Source organism: Actinokineospora xionganensis (assembly GCF_014323725.1).
In the GTDB taxonomy this organism is placed as follows: Bacteria; Actinomycetota; Actinomycetes; order Mycobacteriales; family Pseudonocardiaceae; genus Actinokineospora; species Actinokineospora xionganensis.
In genome coordinates, this window is record NZ_JABVED010000009.1 from 111,491 (window position 1) to 135,067 (window position 23,577).

Genomic DNA, 23,577 nt, shown 5'->3' on the forward strand with positions numbered 1-23,577 from the left:
TGAGCGCTCCCGTCAGGAGCCGACGTTGATGGTGTCCGGGGTCGGTGAGTCCGCGTAGAGGTCGTCGATGTCGTGGGTGTATTTCTCCGCGATGGGCTTGCGGCGGAGTTTGAGGGTGGGGGTGAGTTCGTCGCCGCCTGGTTCCCAGAAGCCGGGGACTATGCGGAACCGCTTGATCTGTTCCACCCGGGACAGGGTGGTGTTGCCCTTCCGCACAGCGTCGGTGATCAGGGTGCGTACGGCCTCGTGGTTGAGCACCGCGCTTGGGGAGGCGGGGTCCAGTCCGTGCTTGGCGGCGAGGCCCGCGGCGGCGTCCTGGTCCACGACGATCAGGGCCGAGACGTAGGGGCGGTCGTCTCCGATCGCCACTACCTGGCCGATGAGGGAGCTCGCTGCCTTGACCGCGTTCTCGATGTTCGTCGGGGACATGTTCTTGCCCGACGAGTTGATGATCAGTTCCTTCTTGCGGTCGACGATCGTCACGTACCCGTCGGCGTCGATCACGCCGATGTCGCCGGTGTGGACCCAGCCGTCGGTGTCGATCGTCTCCGCTGTGCGGGTGGGGTCGTTCCGGTAGCCGCGCATGACCGACGCGGCTCGGATGAGGAGTTCGCCGTCGTCGGCGAGGGTAACCTCGGTGCCGTGGACGGCGGTGCCCACGGTGCCCAGCTTCACCTGGCCCGCACGGCAGGACGTGCCCAGACCACCTGTCTCCGACATGCCCCAGATCTCGTACACGGGGATGCCGATGCCCCAGAAGTACTCCATGGTGTCCACCGGGATGGCCGCCGCGCCGGAGGCGGGGACCTTGGCCTCGTCCAGGCCCAGCTTCTTGCGCAGCTTGGACAGCACGAGCTTGTCGGCGAGCTTGTGCTGGAAGCCGAGGACGGCGGGAACGGATTCGCCCGCCAGCCGCAGCTTCGCGACCTTCCGGCCGACGTCGAGTGCCCAGCCGGCGATCTTGCGCTTGGCGCCGCTGGGTTCCGCCGCCAGGCCGGTTTCGATGGCGAGCTTGAACTTCTGCCAGACGCGGGGCACGGCGAAGAACACGTGCGGGCGGGCGTCGGGAAGGGCGGCGGCGAGTTGCTTGGGGTCGGCGACGGAGGTGACGACGGTGCCGAACAGCATCGACAGGTAATGCGAGATCACGCGGTCGGCGATGTGGGCTGAGGGGAGGAACGACAACACGCGGTCACCGGGGTCGACCTCGTACGCGCTGCGGACGGCGTCGGCGACGGCGAGGATGTTGCGGTGGGTCAGCTCGACGCCCTTGGGCGGGCCGGTGGTGCCCGAGGTGTAGATGATCGTGGCCAGGTCACCGGGTTCGACGGCGCGCCAGGCGGCTTCGAAGTCGAAGTCGGGGTCGCCCGCGGCCTCAAGGTCGGCGAGCGTCATCGTGCCTTCCTCGGGACCGTCGACGCAGACGATCTTCAGGTCGGCGCCGGTGGCGCGCAGGGTCGGCAGGAATGCCTTCTCGGTGACGACGATGCTGTTGCCCGCGTTGGAGAACACGTACGCGAGTTGCTCGGCGGCGCTGGTGTTGTAGACGGAGAACGGCACCGCGCCCAGGTGTAGCGTGCCCGTGTCGACCAGATGGAACTCGGGGCGGTTGGTGAGCATGATGCCGACCGTGTCGCCCCGCTTGACCCCCTGCGCGGCGAGACCCGCGGCGATGCGGCGGATCCGGTCGGCGTACTCCTGCCATTTGATCGACACCGCGTCGCCGGTCGTGCGCAGTGCGACGAGCGTGGGGATCTCCTTCGCCGTCGCCTGGAATGCCTCGCACAGGGTTTGGCTCATGGCTCGCCTCTCGACCTTTGTGACCCGTCACACAGGGGCGTGATCGTATTCAGATCCGTCGCTCCCTGTCTATGGTCGATTCGCCCGATTCGGCCGGAATCAGCCCGCACCCAGGCAGATGAACGGCCTGCGGTACGGGTCCTCGGCGATCGACTCGGCCAGCGCCCGAGCCGGGGCCACACCAGATGAGAGCCGCTGGTGGTACTCGACCATCGCGCCCGCGGCCGCGGCGTCGCCGACCCGGCTCGTCGCGGCGACAACGGTCTGGACGCCGCCCGCGAGCAGGGCGCCCGCGTACCCGAGGGCCTCGTCGCCGGGCCGGACGTAGTTGAGTGCCAGTTCGCACGCGGCGAGCACCACCTGCCGCGGCGGCTGCCTCAGCTGGGCGACCTCGTAGGCGAACAGCGGCCCGTCGGCCAGTTCCAGCCGGGAGAACAACGCGTTGGTGGGCTCGTGCTCGCCATGCGCGGCGAGGTGGGCGAGTTCGGCCCCGTCGAGGGCGGCGAGGACTCCCGCGACCGTCGCCTGCTCCTCCTCCAGCACGACAGCCCCGGAGTACACCGACCGCAGCATGGCGTCCTCCACGACGTCACCGGTGAGCAGCGGCCCGCGCGCCAGCAGGGTCCGGCCGGGCGGGGCGACCGCGCGGTGGGCGGCCAACCAAGCCGTCGCCGAGGGCGCGACCACCACCGGCCTGCCCTGCAGCGACGGCACGACTCCCCACGGCACGGCGTAGAGCGAGCCCGTGGGCACGATCACCAGCTCACGGTCGCCGACCGCCGCCATGAGCGGTCGGATCAGCTGCCGGTCCAGGGCCTCGGCGCTGCGTTCGGCCGACCCACGCACGACGTCGACGATGGCCGCGGGCAACGTGTCCGGCGCCAACGCGTCGAGGTCGGCGTGCAGCCGGGCCGCGGGTTCGGCCGCGTCCGCCGCCGCGCCCAGCCGGATGAGCCTGGTGCGGCCCGCGGCGACGACCACGGCGACCACGTGGCCGCGTGACATGGCGAACTCGACCAGCGCCCGGTCGCCGAGCGCCACACTGACCTCGTCCAGCGACGCCACCGGCCGGGGCGAGCCCCAGGCACTCGTGTGCCAACCCAGTCGGACGACGTCGCGCTGCAGGGCGGCGGCGAGCTTGTCGAGCTTGCCCACCGGCCGACCGGCCAGCCGGTCGAGCTGCAGAGCGCGGCGGACGTGGCGCAGCTCGGCCGCCTTCGTGGCCATCTCGGAGTCGGCGATCGTCGGCAGCGGCTCGTAGCGGTACACCTGCGCCCGGGTCTGCTCCAACCAGGTGAACAGCCTGCGCGGGTCGGTCCGACGACCGTCCAGCACCAGCTGGATCGCGAGTTCGCCGAGTTTGCGGCCGTGGATCGCGGTCCCGCACACCAGTTCCAGCCCACCCATCCGGTCGCGGGCCTTGCCGAGGACCGTCAGGCCTGCCCGCGCCTCGGCGAGGGCGCGCCTGCGTTCGCCACGGGCGACGGCCAGCTCGGCGCGGCAGAGCCGGGCCATCATCTGGTTGTCGACGGGCGTCGTCGGCCTGCCCGCGGGCATCTGGTCGATCAGGATCTCGGCGGAGGTGACGTCACCGCGCAGCAGCTCCAGCCGGATGGCCAGCATCAGCGCCAGCGCCGCCTCGTCCTCGAGCATCAGCGACCGCAGCCGGTCGGCCAGCTTGATCGCGGCGACCGAGTGCGCGGCGGAGCTGCGTCCCCGGGCCAGCGCCTCGTCGGTCTGGGCGCGCATGGCGGCGAGCGCGGCGACCGCGGCCCACCGCGCGTTGCCGCGGCGGGTGAAGCGCCGTTCCGCGCGCCTGGCCCACTGCCGGGCGCGTTCGGCGTTGCCCTGCAACAACTCCGCGGCCGCCAGCGTGACCTCGACCTCCGCGGCGTCCTGTCCGGCGCGCTGCTTGCGCAGCATCGGCAGGGCGTCGGCCAGGTTGCGCGCGGCCTCTTCGGCGAGCCCGGCGGCCAGCAGTGCGCGGGCCCGGTCGAGCAGCAGGGTCGGTTGCAGGCCCGCGTCCCTGGCTTCCTCGTAGTAGCGCAGCGCCGTCGGGATGTCGCCGGTCATGTAGGCGACGTAGCCCAGGTTGTGCCGGGCCTTGATGCCCAGGCTGCCGTGCACGGCGGAGTTTGCGGCGGCGAAGTCGACACACCGGCGCAGTTCGGCGACAGCCGCCGAGGGGTTCGCGGCCTCGATGTGCGCGAGGCTGCGGTTGAGATACAGCGTGGCGAGGACGGTCGGGTCGCCCGCGCCCGCGCTGAGCGCAGCGGCGAGCAGGTGTTCGGCTTCGTCGAGGACCTCGAGCGCCTCGTCAAGTTCACCCGCTCGGATCAGCAGGATGCCGCGTTGTTCGAGCGCGAGCCCGAGCAGTTCCGACCGTTTGGGCTCGGGCTGCGCATCGGCGAGCCTGCTCGCTGCGTCGAGCCTGCTGAGCCCGGTGGTGACCTGGCCGCCCTCGGTCTCGACGTAGGCCAGCGTCACCAGGACATGGATGAGCACCGGCATCGACCCGGCGGATTCCTGGTCGACCACGTCGTCGAGCAGCCCGAGGGCTTTGAGCAGGTGGGCGCGGGCCTTGGCGAAGTCGTAGGCGTACGCGATGTCGCGCGCGCGGCTGTGTAGGTTCCGCGCGCGCTCCACCCGAGCCTCATCGGCACCCCGCATGGCTCACACAGTACGACTACCCAAGATCAGGGAGTCCAGCCCCTGTCGACCAGTTCCTTGTCGGTTTCGGCCAAAGCGGTCGTCGCGCGCGATACCCGGTCGGCGATGTCGAGGCTGTCTTTCGCGCTGGCGAAGTTCGCCGCGAGCAGGCCCGCGACCACCGGTGTGGCGAACGAGGTGCCCGCCCAGATGGCGAACCCCGTCATCAGGTCGTCAGGGTCCGGGCCGCTGCGCAGCAGCGGACCGCCCGCGACGCTCCTGGGCAGGCTGAGGTCGCCCGCCTCGGAGCCCTGCCAGAGCGGGACCGTGCTGACCACGGCGTTGCCGGGCGCCCACCGCTTGACCCACTCGCCGTCGTTGCTGAACGCCGCGATGGTCGTGCCGGAGGCGTTGAGCGCGCCGACGGCGACCAGCAGTTCGTTGGCCGTGTTGCTGCCATCGGCGTTGAGCGCGAGCGCGGCGGGCACGAACGGGCGGTTCGTCGCGTCGTTGCCCGCGGCCGCGATCACGACCACGCCGAGGTCGGTGAGCTTGCGGACCGCGGTGGCGAGGAGCGCGCCGGTCACCTCGTCGGTGTTCTCCGGGTAGAAGCCGAGCGAGAGCGAGACGACGTCGACGAGTTCGTCGGGCCGGTTGTTGTCGATCGCGTCCTGCACCCGGTCGCGCAGCCACTCCAGGGCGAGCAGCACCGAGGCGTCCGTGGTGACGCCGTCGGTGTGCAGCACGCGCATGGACAGCACCCGGGCGTCCGGGCAGTTCTGGTGGATCAGGCCCGCGACGAACGTGCCGTGGCCCGCGTGCGAGTCGGTCAGGCCGAGCAGCGGCTGGATGAGGTCGCGCTCCTCGAACGGCGACGACAGCGGCGCAAGGGCGGAACCGTTCTCCGCTGTCATCGTCGACTCGAGGTCGGCGAGGAGGGCCTGGAACTCGTGCGACACCTCGACGACCGGGTCCGCTTCGAGCGGGCCGACGCGCAGCCACGGGTGGGTCCCGATGCCGGTGTCGAGCACCGCGACCACCGGACGCCGCCCGGAGGTCAAGTCGCCGGGCGCGCGCCGCGCGGGCTGCGGCATGAACATCCGGACCGGGTTGCGCGAGCCCGTCGCCAGGCCGACCGACCCGGACGGAACGCCGCCACCGTAAGGGACTCCGCCACCGTAAGGGACGCCGCCGCCATAGGGGACTCCACCGCCGTACGGAACTCCGCCGCCGTACGGGACTCCCCCGCCGTACGGCGCTCCGCCGCCGAACACCGAAGCAGCGCCCACGATGTGCTCCAAACCGATCCCCGCCACCTTGTCGGTGGGAAGTTCATTGCGTAGAAGGGCGAGAACCGCCCACGGGTCGGGCATCCGGTCCGCCTTGACGCCCGCGCGCACGCGCACGGCGACCGGCACCGGGAGTTCCTGGTCCAGTTTCTTGATCGCCCGCTGCCAGCGGTCCGTGCGCGGCAGCAGCGGAGAGAGGTGCGCGCCCAGGGGCTCGATCACCTTGTTCAGCTCCGCGAGCAGGTCGCTGTTCCGCGCGGTCCGCAGCGGCACCAGCAGCGTGTCGGCCCGGTAGGCGGTGGACTGCGGCCGGGTCGTCCCCTCGTACCAGACCGCCGTCGCCGGGTCGAGCACGCGCACCCGGTGTCTGGAGAACACGTCCGTCGGCACCTTCACGAAGCGGTGCGGGTGGTTGCCCTTGCCACGGTTGCGGTCGTCCGATTGCTTATCGGTCCCCATACATGCCCCAATTGCCTCAACGCGGATCCCGGTCTATGGCTCACTGTCACTAAGTAGAGCGCACAGGCTGTCATGAGATACGTCGAAACGGCGACTGGATGCGTAACGCCTGTTCAGCACCCCGACTGGATTAACCGGACGGTTACCCTGAGCTATCGCGTCGCTACGATCATTCCACTGCCGAGAACGACGTCGCCCGCGTCGTCGGGGCGGTAAAGGACCACGGCCTGGCCGGGCGCCACGCCGCGCAGCTCGTCGCCGGGGCGCACCAGGAGTTCGCCGTCGACGAGCTCCGCGGTGGCCTGTGAGGTGCCGCCGTGGGCCCGCACCTGGGCGACGCACTCGACGGTGCCCTCGATCGGGCGACCACTGGGCCAGATCAGCCGGGTCGCGATGATCTCGCGGACGGCCAGCTTCTCCAGCGCGCCGACCCGCACGTTGCCGCTGACCGGCTCCAGCGCCAGGACGTAGCGCGGGCGGCCGTCGGCGGACGGGGCGTCGATGCCGAGGCCGTGCCGCTGTCCGACGGTGAAGCCGTGGACACCGGCGTGGACGCCGAGGACCGCGCCGGTCTCGTCATCGACGAGTTGGCCGGGACGTTCGCCGAGCTTGCCCGCGAGGAACCCACGGGTGTCGCCGTCGGGGATGAAGCAGATGTCGTAGCTGTCGGGCTTCTCGGCGACGGCGAGCCCGCGCTCGGTGGCCTCGACGCGCACATCGGACTTGAGCGAGCCGCCCAGCGGGAACATGGCGTGGCTGAGCTGCTCGGCGGTCAGCGAGGCCAGCACGTAGGACTGGTCCTTGCCGAGGTCGGCGCTGCGGCGCAGTTCGGGGCGGCCGTCGACCTGGGCGAGCCGGGCGTAGTGCCCGGTGCAGACGGCGTCGAAGCCCAGGGCGATGGCCTTGTCCAGCAGCGCTTCGAACTTGATCCGCTCGTTGCACTTGAGGCACGGGTTGGGCGTGCGGCCCGCGGCGTACTCGGCGACGAAGTCCTCGACCACGTCCTCGGTGAACCGCTCGGCGAAGTCCCACACGTAGAACGGGATCCCGAGCAGGTCGGCGACCCGGCGGGCGTCGTGGGCGTCCTCGACGGTGCAGCAGCCGCGCGAGCCGGTGCGCAGCGTGCCGGGCTTGGCCGACAGCGCGAGATGCACGCCGACGACCTCGTGACCCGCGGCGACGGCGCGCGCGGCGGCGACCGCGGAGTCGACACCGCCACTCATAGCGGCCAGGACACGCACTGCCTACACCTCCGCCGCGGCTCGGGACTTGGCCCGCCGCATTCCGGCGAGACCCGCGCTGCGGGCTCGCGCGACCACCGGACCGATGGCCTCGACCAGGGTGTCGACGTCATCGACGGTCGACGTGTGCCCCAAGGAGAAGCGCAGCGAGCCACGGGCGATCGCGGGCTCGGCGCCCATCGCGAGGAGCACGTGGCTGGGCTGGGCGACGCCAGCGGTGCAGGCCGAGCCGGTCGAGCACTCGATGCCCTTGGCGTCGAGCAGCATCAGCAGGCTGTCGCCTTCGCATCCGGGAAAGGAGAAGTGGGCGTTGCCGGGGAGCCGGGACGGTCCATCGTCCACAGTGGACTCACCGGGATCGCCGTTGAGGATTGCGTCGGGCAGCGCGGCGCGGACCCGGGCGACCAGGTCGGCGCGCAGCACGGCAAGCCGGTCGGCCCGCTCGGCCCGATCGGCGGCGGCGACCCGAACGGCCTCGGCGAACGCGACGATCGCCGGAACGTTGAGGGTGCCGGAGCGCACGTCGCGCTCCTGCCCGCCGCCGTGGGAGACGGGGGCGCAGGGCACGTCACGGCCGAGCAGCAGCGCGCCCACTCCGAACGGCCCGCCGAGCTTGTGGCCGGACACGGTCAACGCGTTGGCGCCGCTCCCGGCGAAGTCGACCGGCAGGACGCCGACGGCCTGCACGGCGTCGGTGTGGAACGGGATGCCGTGGGCGGCGCACGCGGCGGCCAGCTCGCGGACCGGATTGACGGTGCCGACCTCGTTGTTGGCCCACATCACGCTGACCACCGAGACGGACTCCGGGTCCTCGGCGATCGCGGCCCGCAGGGTGTCCTCGTGGACCCGGCCGAACGCGTCGACTTCCAGCGCCACGACCTCGGCGCCGCTGTGTTCGGCGAGCCAGGTGGCGGCGTCGAGGACGGCGTGGTGTTCGACGGCGGAGACCAGCACCCGGGTGCGGTTCGGGTTCTTCGCGCGGCGGGCCCAGTGGATGCCCTTGACCGCGAGGTTGTCGCTCTCGGTGCCGCCGGAGGTGAAGATCACCTCGGAGGGGCGGGCGCCGAGGGCCGCGGCAACGGTCTCGCGGGCCTCCTCGACGGCGCGTCGGGCCAGCCTGCCGGAGGTATGCAGCGAAGAGGCGTTGCCATAGGTGGTCAACGCCCCGGTGAGGGCCTCGGCCACCGCGGGAAGGATGGGCGTGGTGGCCGCATGGTCGAGATAGGTCATCGCTCAACCAGAGTAGACCGACTCTCGGCACCCCCGTCACGAGATACCGCCCACCGGCCGTTCCCACCACGGCTGTAGAGCACGAAACCGAGGGCCGCGACGCCCGCCATCACCAGGTTGAGCGGGATCACGGCGGCGGTCGGGGCGGCCGCTGTGGCGAGCGACACGAGCAGGACGCCGCCGAATCCGACGCAGACCGCGGAGAACACCATGTCGGCGACCTGCAGCGCCGACGAGGTGAAACCACGCTCCCGCTCGGACGTCTGCTCCAGGGCGAGCACGCTGATGGCCGGAAACGCCATCCCGACGCCCGCGCCGGTGACCACCCAGAGCACCGAGGCCAGCCACGACGGTCCCCACGCGGGGGCGATGAACGACGTCGACGCGAGCCCGACCGCGAGGATCGCGAACCCCCAGCGGATCAGCGTGGCCCGCGCGATGTCGGGCCGTCTGCCCTGCCAGTGCGACGCCCCGGACCAGCCGAGCGCGCCCAGGGTGAGCGGGAGGCCCGCCATCGCGGGCGAGTAGCCGTGGACCGCGGTGAGGGTAAGCGGGAGGAAGGCCTCGACGCCGAAGAACGCGCCTGCCAGCATCCCCCTGGCCAGGACCGTGCGCGGCAGGCCGGCGCGGGCGGTGAGGGTCCCGGCGGGCAGCAGGGTGCGCAGGGCGGGGATCAGCACGGCCAGGCCGCCGAGGCCCAGCCACAGCGTCCCGAAGGACGGGTGTTGCGCCGCCCAGGTCACCGCGGTGATCCCGACCGCCGCGGCGACGGCGGCGAGCGGCAGCCCACGTCGGCCGGGGGTGGCGGGCCGGGTCGGCTTCGGCAGCGCGCGCAAGGCCGGGACCAGCAGGATCACCCCGAGCACCGCGAGCGGCGCCAGCCCGAGGAAGACCCACCGCCAGCCGACCCGCTCGGTGGCGATGCCCGCCGCCGTCGGCCCGACGATCGACGGGATCACCCAGGCCGCCGCCAGCATCCCGAAGGCGGCGGGCCGGTACTTCTCCGCGTAGACGAGCGCGACCAGCACGTAGATGGCGGCGACCTCGGTGCCCAGGCCCAGCCCCTGCAGGACCCGGCCGACGAGCAGCCCCACCATGTCGTCGGCGGTCCCGGCGACGATGAGGCCCGCGAGGAACACCGTCGGGCCGACCATCAGGACCGGCCCGGGTCCGACCCGGTCGCACACCCGCCCGGACAACACGGTCGCCACGACGCTGGCGGCGAGGAACGAGGTGAACGGCCAGGCGTAGAGGTGGCCGCCGTCGAGTTCGGCGAGCATCCGCGGCATCGCGGTGCTCACGCCGAGGTGCTCGAACGCGGCGATGGTGATGAGGAGCAGCATGCCGACCGTGGTGGCCCGGTTCTCGGTGCTCCACAGGGACCCGCTGGGGGATTCGGTGACCGTCACCCGGCAATGGTGCTACCTCCAGTCCGCAGGAGGTCCAGTCCTTTTCGTGAGATTTCCCGGGGAGGGCAACCTGGTGCCCCACCTCACTCGTCACCATGAATAGACCGGGGAGGGGATCGTCGGGTGACCGATCGCGACAACGAGTTCGTCGACTACGTCAAAGCGCGCGGGGCGGCGCTTCGGCGCACCGCCTTTCTGCTGTGCGGCGACTGGCACCGGGCGGAGGACCTGGTGCAGAGCGCGCTGCTGAAACTCTTCCGCGCTTGGCCGAAGATCCGCGCGGACGACGCGATCGACGCCTACGCCCGCAAGATCCTGGTGCGCACGGCGATCGACGAGTCCCGCCGGTTGTGGCGCAAACGCGAATGGGGCGCCGACGACCTACCCGACGTGGCGGCCCCGGGCGAGGACCACGACAGCGCACTCGACGCACGGCGGGCGCTCGCCCGTCTCCCGGTCCGGCAGCGGGCGGCGGTGGTGCTGCGGTACTGGGAGGACCTGCCGGTCGAGGAAGTCGCACAGCTCCTCGGCTGCGCGGAGGGAACGGTGAAGAGCCAGTGCGCCAAGGGCCTGGCCTCACTACGGCGGATGCTCCGCGACGAGATGGTGTTGGAGGGACCGCGATGAACAGCTTCGAAGGTGCGGAGGTCGACCCGCGGGAACGCGACGACGTCCGTGAGGTGATCCACCGGGCGCTGGACGAGGAGCCCGAACTGGGCTTGGAACCCCAGGAGATCCTGTCCCTGGCCCGCCGCCGCCTGCGGACCAGGCGCTACGCGGGCATCGGAGGCGTGGCAGCGGCCGTCGCCGGCGTGACCCTGGGCGCGACTCTGCTTACCGGGCCGGTCGAAGCCCCCGGGATGATCGGCCCGGCAGAGGTCGGCCGCGTGTCCACGACAGCGCCACAGGTGACTACGACGCCCCCACCGCCAACGGTGAGCCCGTCCCCGATGCCCCCACCGAGCACCACGACGAAATCGACCGTCCGCGCGCCCGCACCTCCCACTGCCTCCCTACGACCGACCACCCCGCGCTCGGCACCAGCCACCTCGGAACCGGCACCGGAGTCGGTCAGCCCGACCACCACCCGGCGGTAAACGGAGGCGATCGCGCTGGGCCGCCCGTGGCGACGGCCACGGCCCGACACAAAGAGGCCCGACCACCCCGAACCGAACGGGCCGAACCACCCGAACCGGACGGGCCAAACCCAACGGCCTGTTTGGGTGGAGCGGTTTCTTTGGGGAGAAGAAAGGCCCCTAAACTCGCCGTGGTCGTGGGGCCGAGGGCTTCCCACCCGCGTTTCCACGACAGGGGCCTTTCTTCGTAGGGGCCCAAAGAAACCACTCCACCCAAACAGGCACAACCACCCGATGCGCGCGCGCAAACCCCGCCCGGTGACGATCAGACGCTCCGCCAGGTTGCCCGCTGTGTCCTGTCCGACGAAACACCTCCTAAGGCGAACCAACAGCCGACGCCAACCGGTCTTCCTATGCGTATCCCCAAACGAGGCACAGCGTATTTCCCCGCTGTCCCAACGCATAGGAGAAGCGCATGCGTGCTGTCCGCGTTCTGTTCGTCGGTCTAGGTGTCACCGCCGCGACCCTGTTCACCATGTCCCCGGCCGTGGCCGCCCAGGGTCAGCCGGCGCCGCCCTCGACCACCACGGTCAAGCCCCCGCAGCCCTCCGCCGCGCCGTCGTCGGCTGTGGTCACCTCCAGCCCCACCCCCATTCCGACCACCGCGCCCGCTCGGCCGCGGCCCAAGGGTGGTGTGCAGACCGGTGGCGGCAGCCCGGAGGGTGACAACACCGGTCTGATGCTCGGTGGTGGCGCCGCCCTCGTCGCCGGGTTTGGTGCCTTCGCGCTGCGCAGGCGCGCGGTGCGTGGGTCCAACTGATCGTCATGGACCGCACTCGTCATGGCCGCCGCGGATTCGCGGCGGCCATGGTCGCGCTCATACTGCTGTCCGGCTGTGCCACAGCCGTGTCCACGCCGTCGATCACGTCGTCAAGTGAGTCAAGTGCGCCGCCGCCCGCAAGCCAGAGCACAACCGCGGCGGCCCGCATAAAGCCGGTGTCCGTGGAGATTCCGAAGATCCGCGCGAAGTCGTCGCTGGTGCCGGTCGGGCTCGCCGCCGACGGGACGCTGGAGGTCCCGCCGACCTCGCAGCCGTTGCAGGCGGCCTGGTACGAACTGGGACCGATGCCGGGTGAGGTCGGCCCGTCGGTGGTGCTCGGGCACGTCGACGGCGACGGCAAGCCGGGCATCTTCCACCAGCTCACCAAACTCGCCCCCGGCGACGAGGTGCTGATCGCCCGCGAGGACGGCAGCACGGTGACGTTCGTCGTGCGCAGGCTCCAGCAGGTGGCGAAGGACGCCTTCCCCACCGAAGAGGTCTACGGCGACACGGCGGGCCCCGAGTTGCGGCTGATCACCTGCGGCGGCAGCTTCGACCGCGCCACGGGCAACTACCGCGACAACGTCATCGCCTACGCGACCCCGAAGTCAGGCTGACAGCGCCGGGTGCGGTCGGACCGGCCGCACCCGCCTGCGCTGCGCGGGCACCGTGACCCGGCCGAGGGCCGAGTTCACCGCCGCCTCGGCCAGCGCCGCGAGTTCGCGGCGGTCGGCCGCGCGGCCGGGGGCGATCTCGTCGAGCACCTGGACCTGCAGCACCAGCCCGCGCAGCCGCGCCACCCGCAGCACCGAGTCGATGATCGTCTCGTCGCCGATGAACGCGGGGGCGGTGGTCTCGCGGCCGTCGGCCATCAGGAACCGCAGCGCGATCGGGCGCACCGGCACACCGCCGTCGATGGCCGCCTGGAACACCGCGGGCCGGAACCGGCCGACCCCCTGGCCGCACCACGTCGTCCCTTCCGGACACACGTAGACCAGCGACCCCGACCGGAGAGTGTCCGAAAGGGACGTCATCGTCGTGGGCAGCGCGCGGAGGTTTTCCCGTTCCAGGAACACAGTTCCCGCGGCGGCGACGACCCGGCCGAGGACCGGCCATGAGCGGATGTCGAGTTTGGCCAACGCGCGCATCGGACGGATCGCGTTCACCGCGGCGATGTCCAACCAGGACACATGGTTGGTCGCCACCAGGGCACCGCGTCGCTGGTCGGCCCGCAGGTCGCCGCTGATCTGCAGCCGAACCCCGAAAGCCCCCAGCAGGGAACGGAAAATCGCCTTCGCGACCAGCTCCCGGCCCGCGCGGCCGATGACCGGCAGCAGCGGGACCGCGAGCACGCTGCCCAGCAGCACCGCCGCGGCCCCGGCCAGCCGGGCCACGACCCGGGCCCGGCCGACGGTCGGCTCGCCACCGGTCAGACAGGACGGGCCGCACGGCGACGTCGGCATCCAGGCGTGGGCCATCGCTACTCCCCGAGGAAGAACTTCAGGTACCGCTGGTCGATGTGCTCGAGGCCGAGCAGCACGAAGAAGTCGGCGACACCGAAGTCGGCGTCGTGCGCGGGCGGGCCGCACACCCAGGCGCCCAGGCGCAAGTAGCCCTTGAGCAGCGGCGGCATGACCGTGCGCGCGGGCGCGCCGACCGAGTCGACGTCCCAGGCGTTCAGCGGCTGGACCCGGTAGCGCTCGTCGGCGTAGTGCTTGGCGCGCACGGTGTTCCACACGCCCGCGGCGAGGGTTCCGCCGTCGGTCAGCGGGACCGACGCGCAGCCCGCCAGCCAGCTTTTGCCGGAGAGCAGCATGTACCGAGCGATGCCCGCCCACACCAGACTCACCACGGCGCCGTTGCGGTGGTCGGCGTGCACACAGGACCGTCCGGTCTCGACAAGGCCGTCGCGCATCCCGGCGAGCGCGGAGAGGTCGAACTCCGTCTGCGAGTAGAGGCCGCCCGCCCGCGCGGCGCCATCCGGCGACAGCATCCGGTACGTGCCGACGATTTCGCCGGTCGTGTCCTCACGGACGATCAGGTGGTCGCAGAACTCGTCGAACCGGTCCACGTCGAGACCGGGTTCGGGGGTCCGCAGGGTCGCGCCCATCTCCTCGGCGAAGACCTGGTGGCGAAGTCGCTGCGCGGCGCGCACTTCGGCGCCATCGTTGGCCACCAGAAGCGAGTAGCGAGCGGTACCGGTCTCTGGGGTGCTCACCAGCACGTGGGTCATATCTGTTTTCTACGGACCGCACGGCAACCGTCACCGGCCCATTCCCGTAACCGGCCGGTGGAAAGTCAGTGAATTGCCAGTGCCGGGACAAAGAGTTCGGGGCGGCTCCCACTGGGAACCGCCCCGAATTCGATCTTGATTTGGCTCAGCCCTTGCGCTTGCCGACCTCTTCGGTCAGCTGCGGAGCCACGGCGAACAGGTCGCCGACGACACCGAAGTCGGCGATCTCGAAGATCGGCGCCTCGGCGTCCTTGTTGACCGCGACGATGGTCTTCGAGGTCTGCATGCCCGCGCGGTGCTGGATCGCGCCAGAGATGCCGAGCGCGACGTACAGCTGCGGGGAGACCGTCTTACCGGTCTGACCGACCTGGAACTGCGGCGGGTAGTAGCCCGAGTCGACCGCGGCACGCGAGGCGCCGACAGCCGCGCCGAACGCGTCCGCCAGCTTCTCCACGACCTCGAACTGCTCGGCCGAACCGACACCGCGGCCACCGGAGACGACAACCGACGCCTCGGTGAGCTCGGGGCGGTCGCCGCCGACGATCGGCTCCTGGCCGGTGATGCGGGCCGACTTGGCCGCGTCGGCCGCGGGAACGTCCACGGCCTCCTCGGCCGCGGCGCCCTGCGCCTGCTCGGCCTCGAGGCCACCGGGGCGCACCGAGACGATCGGCGTGCCCTTGTTGGACTTCGACTTGACGACGAACGCGCCACCGAAGATGGACTGCACGGCGACAACAACAGCGCCGTCGCCGGAACCTGCTGTGTTTTCAATGCCGATGGCGTCGACCAGCAGGCCGGAACCGGTGCGGGCGGCGAGCCGACCCGCGATCTCCTTGCCGTCGGCCGTGGCGGCGACGAGGACGGCCGCGGGGGCCGCCTTCTCCACCAGGGCCGCGAGCACGTCGACCTTCGGGGTGACCAGGTAGCCGGTGGCGTCGTCGGACTCGGCGACGTAGACCTTCGCCGCGCCGTAGGCCGCCAGGGACTCCTTGAGCTTGGCCGCCGTGCCGGGCGAGCCCACCACTACGGCCGACGGCTCGCCGATCTGGCGGGCCGCGGTCAGCAGCTCGAAGGTGACCTTCTTGATCTCGCCGTCGACGTGGTCGACGAGGACCAGAACTTCGGACATGGGGTTTCCTCCTTCGCTGCTTGTCAGATGAGCTTCTGGGCGATGAGGTACTCGGCGATCTTGACGCCGCCGTCACCCTCGTCGGAGACCCGCTGGCCCGCCGCGCGCGGGGGCTTCGGGGCCGCCTCGAGCACGGAGGACGAGGCGTTGGCCAGGCCCACCTCGCCCGCGTCGATGCCGAGGTCGGCGACGGTGAACGTCTCGACCGGCTTCTTCTTCGCGGCCATGATGCCCTTGAACGACGGGTACCGCGGCTCGTTGATCTTCTCGCCGACGCTGACCACGGCGGGCAGGGAGGCCTCGAGGTGCGTGATGCCCTCGTCGGTCTCGCGCTCGACCTTGATCGACGCGCCCTCGATGGTGACCTTGCGGGCGTGGGTGAGCTGCGGGTAGCCCAGCAGCTCGGCGAGGATCGCCGGGACGGCGCCGGAGCGGCCGTCCGTGGCCTCGTTTCCGGCGATGACGAGGTCGACGCCGTCGACCTTGCCGATCGCGGCGGCGATGACCTTGGAGGTCTGCAAGACGCACGAGCCGTGCAGAGCCGGGTCCGAGACGTGCACGGCCTTGTCCGCACCCATGGAGAGGGCCTTGCGGATGGCTTCGGTCGCACGGTCGGGGCCGACGCTGAGCACGGTGACCTCGCCGCCCTGCGCCTCCTTGATCAGCAGCGCTTCCTCGACGGCGCGCTCGTTGATCTCGTCGAGCACCGCGTCGGCGGACTCACGATCCAGCGTGTGGTCGGAGTCGGAGAGCTTGCGCTCCGAGTAGGTGTCTGGCACCTGCTTGACCAGGACAACGATGTTTGGCATGGGTCTTCTTCGACCTCCTGGGTACGAGCACCGTGTGTTCGCCGCCGACCGGCAGCGCGCCGCCTTGAATTCTCGTGCGGTTCGGCTGACCTTGCCATGCGGGTCGGCCGCTTGACACGGTGGCCTTGGCCACGCCGATGTTACTCGCCAGTAGCTGAGGTGCAAGGCGCAACGCCTCCGGCGGGGCCGTGACAGTGCTCACCACGTGGCCCGCCCGGCGGTGATACGCACGTCGATGCGCTGGTCTGAACGGGTTATTGTCCTAGGAATGAGGGTTGCCGTGATCACGGACTCAACCGCCTGCCTGCCCGCCGAGATGGCCGCGCAGTGGCGGTTGACTGTCGTTCCGGTACAAATCCGGATCGACGGACACCTCGATCTCGAGAGCCGGGTTCCACGAAAGATGCTGATCGACGCGCTGCGGGCGGGCCGCGACGTGTCGACCGAGCCACCGGACCCGGCAGCGCTGTTCTGGGCCTACCAGGCCGCCGCGGCCGACGGGTGCGACGCGATCGTGTCCGTCCACATCTCCGGCGACCTGTCCCAGACCTACGCGCACGCGAAGCAGGCCGCCGAGCGCGCGTCCATCCCCGTGCATGTCGTCGACTCCCGAACCACGGGAATGTCCCTTGGGTACGCGGCGACGACAGCGGCCCGGGTGGCGGCGGCGGGCGGCGACCCCACCCGGATCATCGACGCGCTCAACCGCAGGCTCGCCGACTGCTCCGAACTGCTCTATGTGGACACCCTGGAGTTCCTGCGCCGCGGTGGGCGCATCGGCGTGACCGCGAGCCTCATCGGCTCCGCGCTGTCGCTCAAGCCGCTGCTGGCCATGAAGGACGGTGAGGTGGCACCGCTGGAGAAGGTCCTCGGCGGTGGCCGAGCGGTGCGCAAGCTCATCGACACGGCGGTCCGCCGGATCGACGGCCGGGCGGTCGACCTGGCCGTGGGGCACGTGGGCGCGCCGGAACAGGCTCAGGCGATGCTCGACGCCCTGCTGCCGCGGGTTCCCCAGGCGCGGCAGTCCGTGATCATCGAGGGCAGCTCCGCCCTGGCGGTCCACTTGGGCCCCGGCGCGCTGAACATCTCCATCTCGCCGGTATAGGTCCACCAAAACATGAAGACCACCTTCCGGGGGAAAGGTGGTCTTCATGTTCGTGATGAACAGGGCGCGCTGTCATCACGCACGCGCGGCGACGTGGGGGTCAGGCCGTCGCGGGAAGCCATTTCGCTCGACCGGGCGCGGTGGGCACCCAGCAGCCCGCGGCCGAGGTCTCGGTGCGGTGGCGCGTGAAGGCGCCGGGTGTGCGGTCGTCGGGCAGCGCGAGCAGGTCGCGCAGGATGTCGGTGGCCCAGCCTGCGCGCTGCCACAGCACCTCGGTCGGGTTGAGCACGTCCGCGGCGTCGGCGGGCAGCCGCGACGCGATCGCGTTGTCCTCGGCGTGCAGCCGGATGACGTCGATGACGTTGTGGTGGGCGCGCACGCCGACGACGGCGGCGATCTCACCGCGCGCGTCCCTCGGGTGCAGGAAGTCGAAGCCGCGGGCCACGAGCCTGCGCAGGTAGGTCTCGGCGGTCGGCATCCGCAGCACGCCGCCGCGCAGAGCGCTGGTGAAGGACCGGATGACCTGCCCGGAGAAGACCAGAGCCGGACCGTCGGGGCTCTTGGAGTCGCGGATCGCGGTGCGACCGTCGGAGACCGGCGAAACCTCCACACAGTTTCCTACCGCGCCACTCCGGCTGCCCTTGCGCCAGTCGGCGCCGGTCACCAGTGCTGCTGACATTCCGTTGCGAATCACGGTCATCGCGACCCCGCCTCCCGACGTCATCCTCACGTTGCAGATGCACGTGCATTTGAACGTGACGACGGTAACACGATCACCCGCCCACGCAAATGCACGTGCATCTGCCGGAGTCGTTCGGCGGTCGAATCGGAGCGGCGAGCGGTCGGCTCAGTTTCGCCCGGTCAGATCTCGGCGCGGCGCTTGATCAGCGTCTGACGGGTCTGGTTCGGCGTCTCGGCGTCGACGGCGAGCCGGTCGATCACCCGGCTGTAGGTCTCGATCTCCTCGCGACGGTCCAGGTAGACCGCGCCGCCGAGGTGTTCGATGTAGACCAGGTCAGGCAGTTCCGGCTCGGTGAACCGCAGCATCGTGAACGAGCTCTCCGCGGCGTAGCCGGACAGCGCGTAGGGCACGACCTGCAGGCTGATGTTGGGCAGCCGGGTGACTTCGAGCAGGTGGTCGATCTGGTCGCGCAGCACCCGCGGGCCGCCGATGGGCCGGTGCAGCACGGACTCGTCGATGACCGCCCACAGCTTCGGCGCGTCGGTGCGGTGGAGCACCTTCTGCCGAGACAGACGCAGAGCGACCCGGCGCTCGGTCTCGTCGGTGCTCAGCTCGGGGCGGCCGTGGCTGGCGAGCACCCTGGTGTACTCCTCGGTCTGCAGCAGACCGGGGACGAACTGCAGCTCACAGGTCTGGATACGCGAAGCCGACTCCTCCAGGCCAACGTAGTCGGTGAACCACGTCGGCATGAGGTCGCTGTAGCGGTGCCACCAGCCGGGCTCGTTCGACTGCCGGACCAGGGCGATGAACTGGTCGCGTTCGTCCTTGTCGGTGACGCCGTACATGGACAGCAGGTCCTCGACGTCGCGCTCCTTGAAGCCGACGCGGCCCAGTTCCATCCGGCTGATCTTCGACTCGGAGCCGCGGATCTGGTAGCCCGCCTTGCCCCGGCTGATCTCGGCTTTCTCACGGAGTTTGCGGAGTTGGGAGCCCAGCACGATCCTGCGCGCGGTCGGGCCGCCAGTCTGCCCACCGTCGTTGCGGCCGTCGGCCACGCTCAGTCCCTTTCCGACTCGAACTCTTCGCTGGAATGCGGCCCCTACCTGGCCGCACTCTTGCCAACACCCCTAAGGTGAGGTTACCCCTCGACTCCGCACCGTCCATGATCCACGACGCTCTGTGAGGAAAGCATGTCCACCGACGCCCAGCAGACCGAACGTGATGTGCCTGTCTACATTGACACCAGCAAGGCAAGCATCGCGAGAGTCTACGACGCGTTCCTCAATGGCAAGGACAACTACGAGATCGACCGCGAGGTGTTCCGCCGCGTCAAGGCGGTCGCCCCCGAAGCGGCCCAGCTCGCGTACGACAACCGTGCCTTCCTGATCCGCGCGACCCGGTTCATCGCGAACCAGACCGGGATCAAGCAGTACCTCGACCTCGGCTCCGGCCTCCCGACCGCGGAGAACACCCACCAGGTGGCCCAGCGGATCGAGCCCGACTCCGTGGTCGTCTACGTCGACAACGACCCGGTGGTGCTGGCCCACGGCCGCGCGCTGCTCGAGGAGAACGACCAGACGCACTTCATCGCCGAGGACATCTTCGAACCGGAGCGCATCCTCGAGAACGAGACGGTGCGCAGCCACCTCAACTTCGACGAGCCGATCGCCCTGTTCCAGATGGGCACGATCCACCACTACGACGGCGAGCGCTCCCCCGCCGACATCATGAAGACCTACATCGACGCGCTGCCCTCAGGCTCGTTCGTCGGCATCAGCCACTTCCTCGACCCGCAGACCGCCGAGCACAGCGCACTGGCGCGGCGGATGGAGGAGGTGTTCCTGCACAGCCCCATGGGCACCGGTCTCTTCCGCACGCAGAAGGAGATCGAGGGCATGTTCCCGGGCCTGGACATGGTCCACCCGGGGGTCTCGCTGTGCGCGACCTGGTGGCCGGACGGTCCGCAGATCAAGCCGCTCGACCAGGTCCAGTACTGCATCGCGGGTGGCGTGGGCCGCAAGCCCTGATCCGTACTGGCTGGTAGGCCATCGGCTACGGTGCCAGCGTGTCCACCGATCCCGTAGCCCCGACGGCCGACCCGCTCCCGCTGACCGGCGAGCGCACGGTGCCGGGCATCCCGCTGGAAAACTACTGGTTCCGGCGACACGAGGTCGCGTATCTCGACCTCGCGAAGCACTGCGCGGACGCGGTGGTCCTGGAGGCCGGGTGTGGTGAGGGCTATGGGGCCGACCTGCTCGCGGGTCACGCCCGGCTCGTCGTGGGGCTCGACTACGACCAGCTGACGGCCGCGCATGTGGCCAAGGCGTACCCGTCGGTGCGCACGCTGCGGGGCAACCTCGCGGCGCTGCCGCTGCGGTCGGACTCGGTGGACGTGGTGGCGAACCTGCAGGTCATCGAGCACCTGTGGGACCAGGAAGGCTTCCTGCGCGAGTGCCGTCGGGTGCTGCGCCCCGGCGGCAGGCTGCTGATCACCACGCCGAACCGGATCACCTTCTCCCCCGGTCGCGACACCCCGCTCAACCCATTCCACACCCGCGAGCTGTCGGGCGCCGAGATGGCGGACCTGCTGGTCGACGCGGGGTTCGAGGTCGAGTTCCTCGGCGGCGTGCACCACGGCCCACGGCTGCGCGAACTGGACGCGGCACTGGGCGGGTCGATCATCGACGCGCAGATCGAGGTCGCCGTGTCAGGCGAACCGTGGTCCGACGAGCTGATGGCCGCGGTGACGTCGGTGCGCGCGGAGGACTTCGAGATCACCACCTCGGACATCGACGCCAGCCTCGACCTGGTCGGGATCGCGCGCGCATGAACAAAGAACCGATAGGCAGCTTCGCGCTCGTCCTGCACAGCCACCTGCCCTGGCTGCCGCACCACGGCACGTGGCCGGTCGGCGAGGAGTGGCTCTACCAGGCGTGGGCCCACTCGTACCTGCCGATCGTGGACCTGGCCCGGCGCTTCGCCGCCGAGGGCAAGCGCGACATGTTCACCCTGGGCGTCACCCCGGTGCTGGCCGCGCAGCTCGACGATCCGTATTCACTGCGCGGGGTGCACGACTGGCTGGGCAACTGGAACCTGCGGGCGCAGTACGCGGGCGTCCGCTGGCAGAGCGCGGACCCGTTGCTGCGTGAGGTCGCCGCGGCCGAGTTCCGGGCGTCCGCGGCGGCGCTGACCGAGTTCGAGACGCACTGGAGTAGCGGGTTTTCGCCGATTTTGCGGACCCTGGTCGGCAGCGGCGTGATCGAGCTGATCGGCGGCCCGGCAACTCACCCGTTCCAGCCGCTTCTCGACCCGCGACTGCGCGCGTTCGCCCTGCGCGCTGGGCTCGACGACACCGAGGCACGGATCGGGCACCGACCCGAGGGCATCTGGGCGCCGGAGTGCGGTTACGCGCCGGGAATGGAGACCGGGTACGCGGCGGCGGGTGTCCGGCGGTTCCTGGTCGACGGTCCGGCGCTGCACGGCGACACCTCGGCCGCGCGCACGGTGGGCGACTCCGACGTCGTGTGCTTCGGGCGCGATCTGGAGGTCACCTACCGAGTCTGGTCGCCCAAGGCGAGCTACCCGGGCGACCCGGCCTACCGCGACTTCCACACCTACGACCACCCGTCGGGGCTGAAGCCGTCGCGGGTGACCGGGCGCAACGTCGAGCCCGGGGACAAGCGGCCCTACGAGCCCGCGCTGGCCGCCCAGGCGATCGAGCGGCACGTCACCGACTTCGTCGACACCGTCGTGCGGCGGCTGACGGACCTGCGTGAGCAGCACGGCAATCCGGGTCTGGTTGTGTCCGCGTACGACACGGAGCTGTACGGGCACTGGTGGCACGAGGGCCCGGTCTGGCTGGAGAAGGTGCTGCGGGCGCTGCCCGAGGCCGGAGTTCGAGTCACCACGCTGCGCGGCGCGCTCGACGCCGGGCACCTCGGCGGGCGGGTCGACCTGCCCGCGTCGTCGTGGGGTTCGGGCAAGGACTGGCGGGTGTGGGACGGCGAGCAGGTCGCCGACCTCGTGCACGCGGGGGCGGAGTTGCAGCGCGACCTGCTCGACCTCGTCGATAAGCACTCGGTTGATGATCGAGACCCGGTTATGGACCAGGTGGTGCGGGAAGCCCTCTTGGCCCTGTCCAGCGACTGGGCCTTCATGGTCACCAAGGACTCGGCGGCCGATTACGCTCGGCGTCGGGCCAAGGTGCACGGCGAGCGCTACGCGGAGCTGGCGAGCCTAATTCGCGCGGGTGCGCGCGACCGCGCGTCACAGCGGGCCGCCGAGCTCGTCTCCGAGGACGGGCCCTTCGCCGGACTCGATGCACGCCGGCTGGGTACTGACGAGTAGGGTTTCGAGACCCGAAAGCGAGGATTCGCTCGATGCGCGTGCTGATGCTGTCCTGGGAGTACCCCCCTGTCGTTGTCGGGGGGCTCGGCAGGCATGTGCACGCGATCGCCCGACACCTCAGCGACCTGGGACATGAGGTCGTCGTGCTGTGCAGGCACGAGGCGGGAACCGACGCCGCGACGCACCCGACCGAGGACGACGTCCACGACGGTGTCCGGGTCATCCGGGTCGCCGAGGACCCCACGCACCTGGTGTTCGAGAAGGACCTGGTCGCCTGGACCCTGGCCATGGGCCACGCGATGATCCGCGCGGGCCTGTCCCTGATCGACGGCTGGCGCCCCGACGTCGTGCACGCCCACGACTGGCTGGTCACCCACCCGGCCATCGCGCTCGCCGAGCAGGCGAAGGCGCCGCTGGTGTCGACCGTGCACGCCACCGAGGCGGGCAGGCACAGCGGCTGGCTGTCCCAGCCACTCAACCAGCAAATTCACTCGGTCGAGTGGTGGCTGGCCAACCGCTCGGACGCCCTGATCACGTGCTCGTCGGCCATGCGGGCCGAGGTGTCGCACCTGTTCGAGGTCGACCCGGAGACCATCACGGTCATCCACAACGGCATCGAGCCGCGCAGTTGGCGGGTCCCGCCCGCGGCCATCCGCGAGGCGCGCGTCTCACACAGCCCCGCGAACGCTCCGCTGCTGCTGTTCTTCGGCAGGCTCGAATGGGAGAAGGGCGTCCAGGACCTGATCGGCGCGCTGCCGAGGATCCGCCGCACCCACCCGGGCACGCGGCTGGTGGTGGCGGGCCGCGGCACGTACGCGAAGCAACTGGAAGAACTGGCCCGCAAACTCCGCGTCCGGCGCGCGATCGACTTCGCGGGCCACATGTCGGACCGCGAACTCGGCTCGACCTTGGCGGCGGCGGACGCGGTGGTACTGCCCAGCCGGTACGAGCCCTTCGGAATCGTGGCTCTGGAAGCGGCGGCGGCGGGGGCTCCGCTGGTGTCGTCGACGGCAGGCGGGCTGGGTGAGGTCGTGGTCGACGGGGAGACCGGGCTGTCGTTCACCCCGGGCGACATGGACGGCATCGCGACAGCGGTTCGGCGGGTGTTGGACGATCCGGCCAGCGCCAAGCGACGGGCCCGGATGGCCAAGGCGCGACTGGCGGTGGACTTCGACTGGAATCGGATCGCCGAGCAGACGGCGGAGGTCTACGCCCGCGCCGAGACGGCGGCACCGAGACAGCTCGGCAGGCCAAAGATCGCCAGCGGCAACGCTTTCATCATCTGACCCCGCGAGTCCC

General features: G+C 70.7%; 21 protein-coding genes. 9 read left to right on the top strand and 12 right to left on the bottom strand.

What is annotated here, in order from left to right; translation table 11 throughout:
* Positions 1-12: 12 nt before the first annotated feature.
* From GPZ80_RS17200 to GPZ80_RS17225, 6 genes are all read right to left on the bottom strand, one after another.
* The gene (locus tag GPZ80_RS17200; protein WP_187221390.1) at positions 13-1,800 is read right to left on the bottom strand and encodes an AMP-dependent synthetase/ligase; all 1,788 of its coding nucleotides are present in this window, start codon (positions 1,798-1,800) and stop codon (positions 13-15) included.
* A 99-nt stretch (positions 1,801-1,899) separates the two neighbouring features.
* Positions 1,900-4,470 (bottom strand): CHAT domain-containing protein, encoded by a 2,571-nt coding sequence (locus GPZ80_RS17205; protein ID WP_187221391.1) that lies wholly within the window; start codon positions 4,468-4,470, stop codon positions 1,900-1,902.
* A 26-nt stretch (positions 4,471-4,496) separates the two neighbouring features.
* On the bottom strand, positions 4,497-6,197 hold the full coding sequence (locus tag GPZ80_RS17210) for a S8 family peptidase (RefSeq protein WP_187221392.1): 1,701 nt from the start codon (positions 6,195-6,197) through the stop codon (positions 4,497-4,499).
* 152 nt (positions 6,198-6,349) lie between these two features.
* Positions 6,350-7,438: a tRNA 2-thiouridine(34) synthase MnmA gene (gene mnmA / locus GPZ80_RS17215; protein ID WP_187221393.1), complete on the bottom strand. Its 1,089-nt coding sequence runs from the start codon at positions 7,436-7,438 to the stop codon at positions 6,350-6,352.
* Between the two features lie 3 nt (positions 7,439-7,441).
* Entirely contained in the window at positions 7,442-8,668 is a 1,227-nt protein-coding gene (locus GPZ80_RS17220; protein ID WP_187221394.1) for a cysteine desulfurase family protein, read from the bottom strand.
* Positions 8,665-10,077 (bottom strand): MFS transporter, encoded by a 1,413-nt coding sequence (locus GPZ80_RS17225; RefSeq protein WP_376771687.1) that lies wholly within the window; start codon positions 10,075-10,077, stop codon positions 8,665-8,667. The genes GPZ80_RS17220 and GPZ80_RS17225 overlap by 4 nt, the downstream gene beginning before the upstream one ends.
* 123 nt (positions 10,078-10,200) lie before the next feature.
* Here GPZ80_RS17225 and GPZ80_RS17230 point away from each other — a divergent pair, with 123 nt between their 5' ends.
* The 4 genes from GPZ80_RS17230 (at position 10,201) to GPZ80_RS17245 (ending at position 12,590) form a co-directional block, all read left to right on the top strand.
* Positions 10,201-10,704, top strand: a complete 504-nt coding sequence (locus tag GPZ80_RS17230; protein ID WP_187221395.1) for a SigE family RNA polymerase sigma factor — start codon at positions 10,201-10,203, stop codon at positions 10,702-10,704.
* On the top strand, positions 10,701-11,174 hold the full coding sequence (locus tag GPZ80_RS17235) for a hypothetical protein (RefSeq protein ID WP_187221396.1): 474 nt from the start codon (positions 10,701-10,703) through the stop codon (positions 11,172-11,174). The genes GPZ80_RS17230 and GPZ80_RS17235 overlap by 4 nt, the downstream gene beginning before the upstream one ends.
* A 454-nt stretch (positions 11,175-11,628) precedes the next feature.
* Positions 11,629-11,973 carry a hypothetical protein gene (locus tag GPZ80_RS17240; protein ID WP_187221397.1) on the top strand — a complete coding sequence of 115 codons (345 nt, stop codon included), beginning with the start codon at positions 11,629-11,631 and terminating at the stop codon, positions 11,971-11,973.
* Between the two features lie 5 nt (positions 11,974-11,978).
* On the top strand, positions 11,979-12,590 hold the full coding sequence (locus GPZ80_RS17245) for a class F sortase (protein WP_512699353.1): 612 nt from the start codon (positions 11,979-11,981) through the stop codon (positions 12,588-12,590).
* Here GPZ80_RS17245 and GPZ80_RS17250 read toward each other — a convergent pair.
* The 4 genes from GPZ80_RS17250 to GPZ80_RS17265 all read right to left on the bottom strand — a co-directional run bounded on the left by GPZ80_RS17250 (position 12,582) and on the right by GPZ80_RS17265 (position 16,144).
* Positions 12,582-13,451 (bottom strand): lysophospholipid acyltransferase family protein, encoded by an 870-nt coding sequence (locus GPZ80_RS17250; RefSeq protein ID WP_187221398.1) that lies wholly within the window; start codon positions 13,449-13,451, stop codon positions 12,582-12,584. The genes GPZ80_RS17245 and GPZ80_RS17250 overlap by 9 nt on opposite strands.
* 2 nt (positions 13,452-13,453) lie before the next feature.
* On the bottom strand, positions 13,454-14,206 hold the full coding sequence (locus GPZ80_RS17255; RefSeq protein WP_187221399.1) for a GNAT family N-acetyltransferase: 753 nt from the start codon (positions 14,204-14,206) through the stop codon (positions 13,454-13,456).
* Between the two features lie 145 nt (positions 14,207-14,351).
* Positions 14,352-15,335, bottom strand: coding sequence for an electron transfer flavoprotein subunit alpha/FixB family protein (locus tag GPZ80_RS17260; RefSeq protein ID WP_187221400.1), 984 nt, complete (start codon positions 15,333-15,335; stop codon positions 14,352-14,354).
* Positions 15,336-15,358: 23 nt separating this feature from the next.
* The gene (locus GPZ80_RS17265; protein ID WP_187221401.1) at positions 15,359-16,144 is read right to left on the bottom strand and encodes an electron transfer flavoprotein subunit beta/FixA family protein; all 786 of its coding nucleotides are present in this window, start codon (positions 16,142-16,144) and stop codon (positions 15,359-15,361) included.
* A 268-nt stretch (positions 16,145-16,412) separates the two neighbouring features.
* On the opposite strand from GPZ80_RS17265, the gene GPZ80_RS17270 reads away from it, so the two are divergent.
* Positions 16,413-17,249, top strand: coding sequence for a DegV family protein (locus GPZ80_RS17270; RefSeq protein WP_376771688.1), 837 nt, complete (start codon positions 16,413-16,415; stop codon positions 17,247-17,249).
* A 100-nt stretch (positions 17,250-17,349) separates the two neighbouring features.
* Here GPZ80_RS17270 and GPZ80_RS32770 read toward each other — a convergent pair whose 3' ends face one another.
* Both GPZ80_RS32770 and GPZ80_RS17285 read right to left on the bottom strand, forming a co-directional pair.
* Positions 17,350-17,949: a DUF397 domain-containing protein gene (locus tag GPZ80_RS32770; RefSeq protein WP_246477195.1), complete on the bottom strand. Its 600-nt coding sequence runs from the start codon at positions 17,947-17,949 to the stop codon at positions 17,350-17,352.
* A 161-nt stretch (positions 17,950-18,110) separates the two neighbouring features.
* Positions 18,111-18,986, bottom strand: coding sequence for a Sco1979 family transcriptional regulator (locus GPZ80_RS17285; RefSeq protein ID WP_187221403.1), 876 nt, complete (start codon positions 18,984-18,986; stop codon positions 18,111-18,113).
* A gap of 135 nt (positions 18,987-19,121) precedes the next feature.
* Between GPZ80_RS17285 and GPZ80_RS17290 the strand changes: the two genes are divergently transcribed.
* Genes GPZ80_RS17290 through GPZ80_RS17305 form a run of 4 tightly spaced genes read left to right on the top strand, consistent with a single transcriptional unit; the run spans position 19,122 to position 23,564 of the window.
* Positions 19,122-19,958: an SAM-dependent methyltransferase gene (locus GPZ80_RS17290; RefSeq protein ID WP_187221404.1), complete on the top strand. Its 837-nt coding sequence runs from the start codon at positions 19,122-19,124 to the stop codon at positions 19,956-19,958.
* A 38-nt stretch (positions 19,959-19,996) separates the two neighbouring features.
* Positions 19,997-20,761: a class I SAM-dependent methyltransferase gene (locus GPZ80_RS17295; protein WP_187221405.1), complete on the top strand. Its 765-nt coding sequence runs from the start codon at positions 19,997-19,999 to the stop codon at positions 20,759-20,761.
* Positions 20,758-22,278, top strand: a complete 1,521-nt coding sequence (locus GPZ80_RS17300) for a 1,4-alpha-glucan branching protein domain-containing protein (protein ID WP_187221406.1) — start codon at positions 20,758-20,760, stop codon at positions 22,276-22,278. Before GPZ80_RS17295 ends, GPZ80_RS17300 begins: the two co-directional genes overlap by 4 nt.
* A 32-nt stretch (positions 22,279-22,310) precedes the next feature.
* Positions 22,311-23,564, top strand: a complete 1,254-nt coding sequence (locus tag GPZ80_RS17305; RefSeq protein ID WP_187221407.1) for a glycosyltransferase family 4 protein — start codon at positions 22,311-22,313, stop codon at positions 23,562-23,564.
* Positions 23,565-23,577: the final 13 nt, after the last annotated feature.

Excerpts from the sequence above, each read along its gene's own strand:
- GPZ80_RS17200 (WP_187221390.1), bottom strand. The coding sequence starts at position 1,800 with ATGAGCCAAACCCTGTGCGAGGCATTCCAGGCGACGGCGAAGGAGATC.
- GPZ80_RS17205 (WP_187221391.1), bottom strand. The coding sequence starts at position 4,470 with ATGCGGGGTGCCGATGAGGCTCGGGTGGAGCGCGCGCGGAACCTACAC.
- GPZ80_RS17210 (WP_187221392.1), bottom strand. The coding sequence starts at position 6,197 with ATGGGGACCGATAAGCAATCGGACGACCGCAACCGTGGCAAGGGCAAC.
- GPZ80_RS17220 (WP_187221394.1), bottom strand. The coding sequence starts at position 8,668 with ATGACCTATCTCGACCATGCGGCCACCACGCCCATCCTTCCCGCGGTG.
- GPZ80_RS17235 (WP_187221396.1), top strand. The coding sequence starts at position 10,701 with ATGAACAGCTTCGAAGGTGCGGAGGTCGACCCGCGGGAACGCGACGAC.
- GPZ80_RS17240 (WP_187221397.1), top strand. The coding sequence starts at position 11,629 with ATGCGTGCTGTCCGCGTTCTGTTCGTCGGTCTAGGTGTCACCGCCGCG.
- GPZ80_RS17245 (WP_512699353.1), top strand. The coding sequence starts at position 11,979 with ATGGACCGCACTCGTCATGGCCGCCGCGGATTCGCGGCGGCCATGGTC.
- GPZ80_RS17250 (WP_187221398.1), bottom strand. The coding sequence starts at position 13,451 with ATGGCCCACGCCTGGATGCCGACGTCGCCGTGCGGCCCGTCCTGTCTG.
- GPZ80_RS17255 (WP_187221399.1), bottom strand. The coding sequence starts at position 14,206 with ATGACCCACGTGCTGGTGAGCACCCCAGAGACCGGTACCGCTCGCTAC.
- GPZ80_RS17260 (WP_187221400.1), bottom strand. The coding sequence starts at position 15,335 with ATGTCCGAAGTTCTGGTCCTCGTCGACCACGTCGACGGCGAGATCAAG.
- GPZ80_RS17265 (WP_187221401.1), bottom strand. The coding sequence starts at position 16,144 with ATGCCAAACATCGTTGTCCTGGTCAAGCAGGTGCCAGACACCTACTCG.
- GPZ80_RS17270 (WP_376771688.1), top strand. The coding sequence starts at position 16,413 with ATGAGGGTTGCCGTGATCACGGACTCAACCGCCTGCCTGCCCGCCGAG.
- GPZ80_RS32770 (WP_246477195.1), bottom strand. The coding sequence starts at position 17,949 with ATGACCGTGATTCGCAACGGAATGTCAGCAGCACTGGTGACCGGCGCC.
- GPZ80_RS17290 (WP_187221404.1), top strand. The coding sequence starts at position 19,122 with ATGTCCACCGACGCCCAGCAGACCGAACGTGATGTGCCTGTCTACATT.
- GPZ80_RS17300 (WP_187221406.1), top strand. The coding sequence starts at position 20,758 with ATGAACAAAGAACCGATAGGCAGCTTCGCGCTCGTCCTGCACAGCCAC.
- GPZ80_RS17305 (WP_187221407.1), top strand. The coding sequence starts at position 22,311 with ATGCGCGTGCTGATGCTGTCCTGGGAGTACCCCCCTGTCGTTGTCGGG.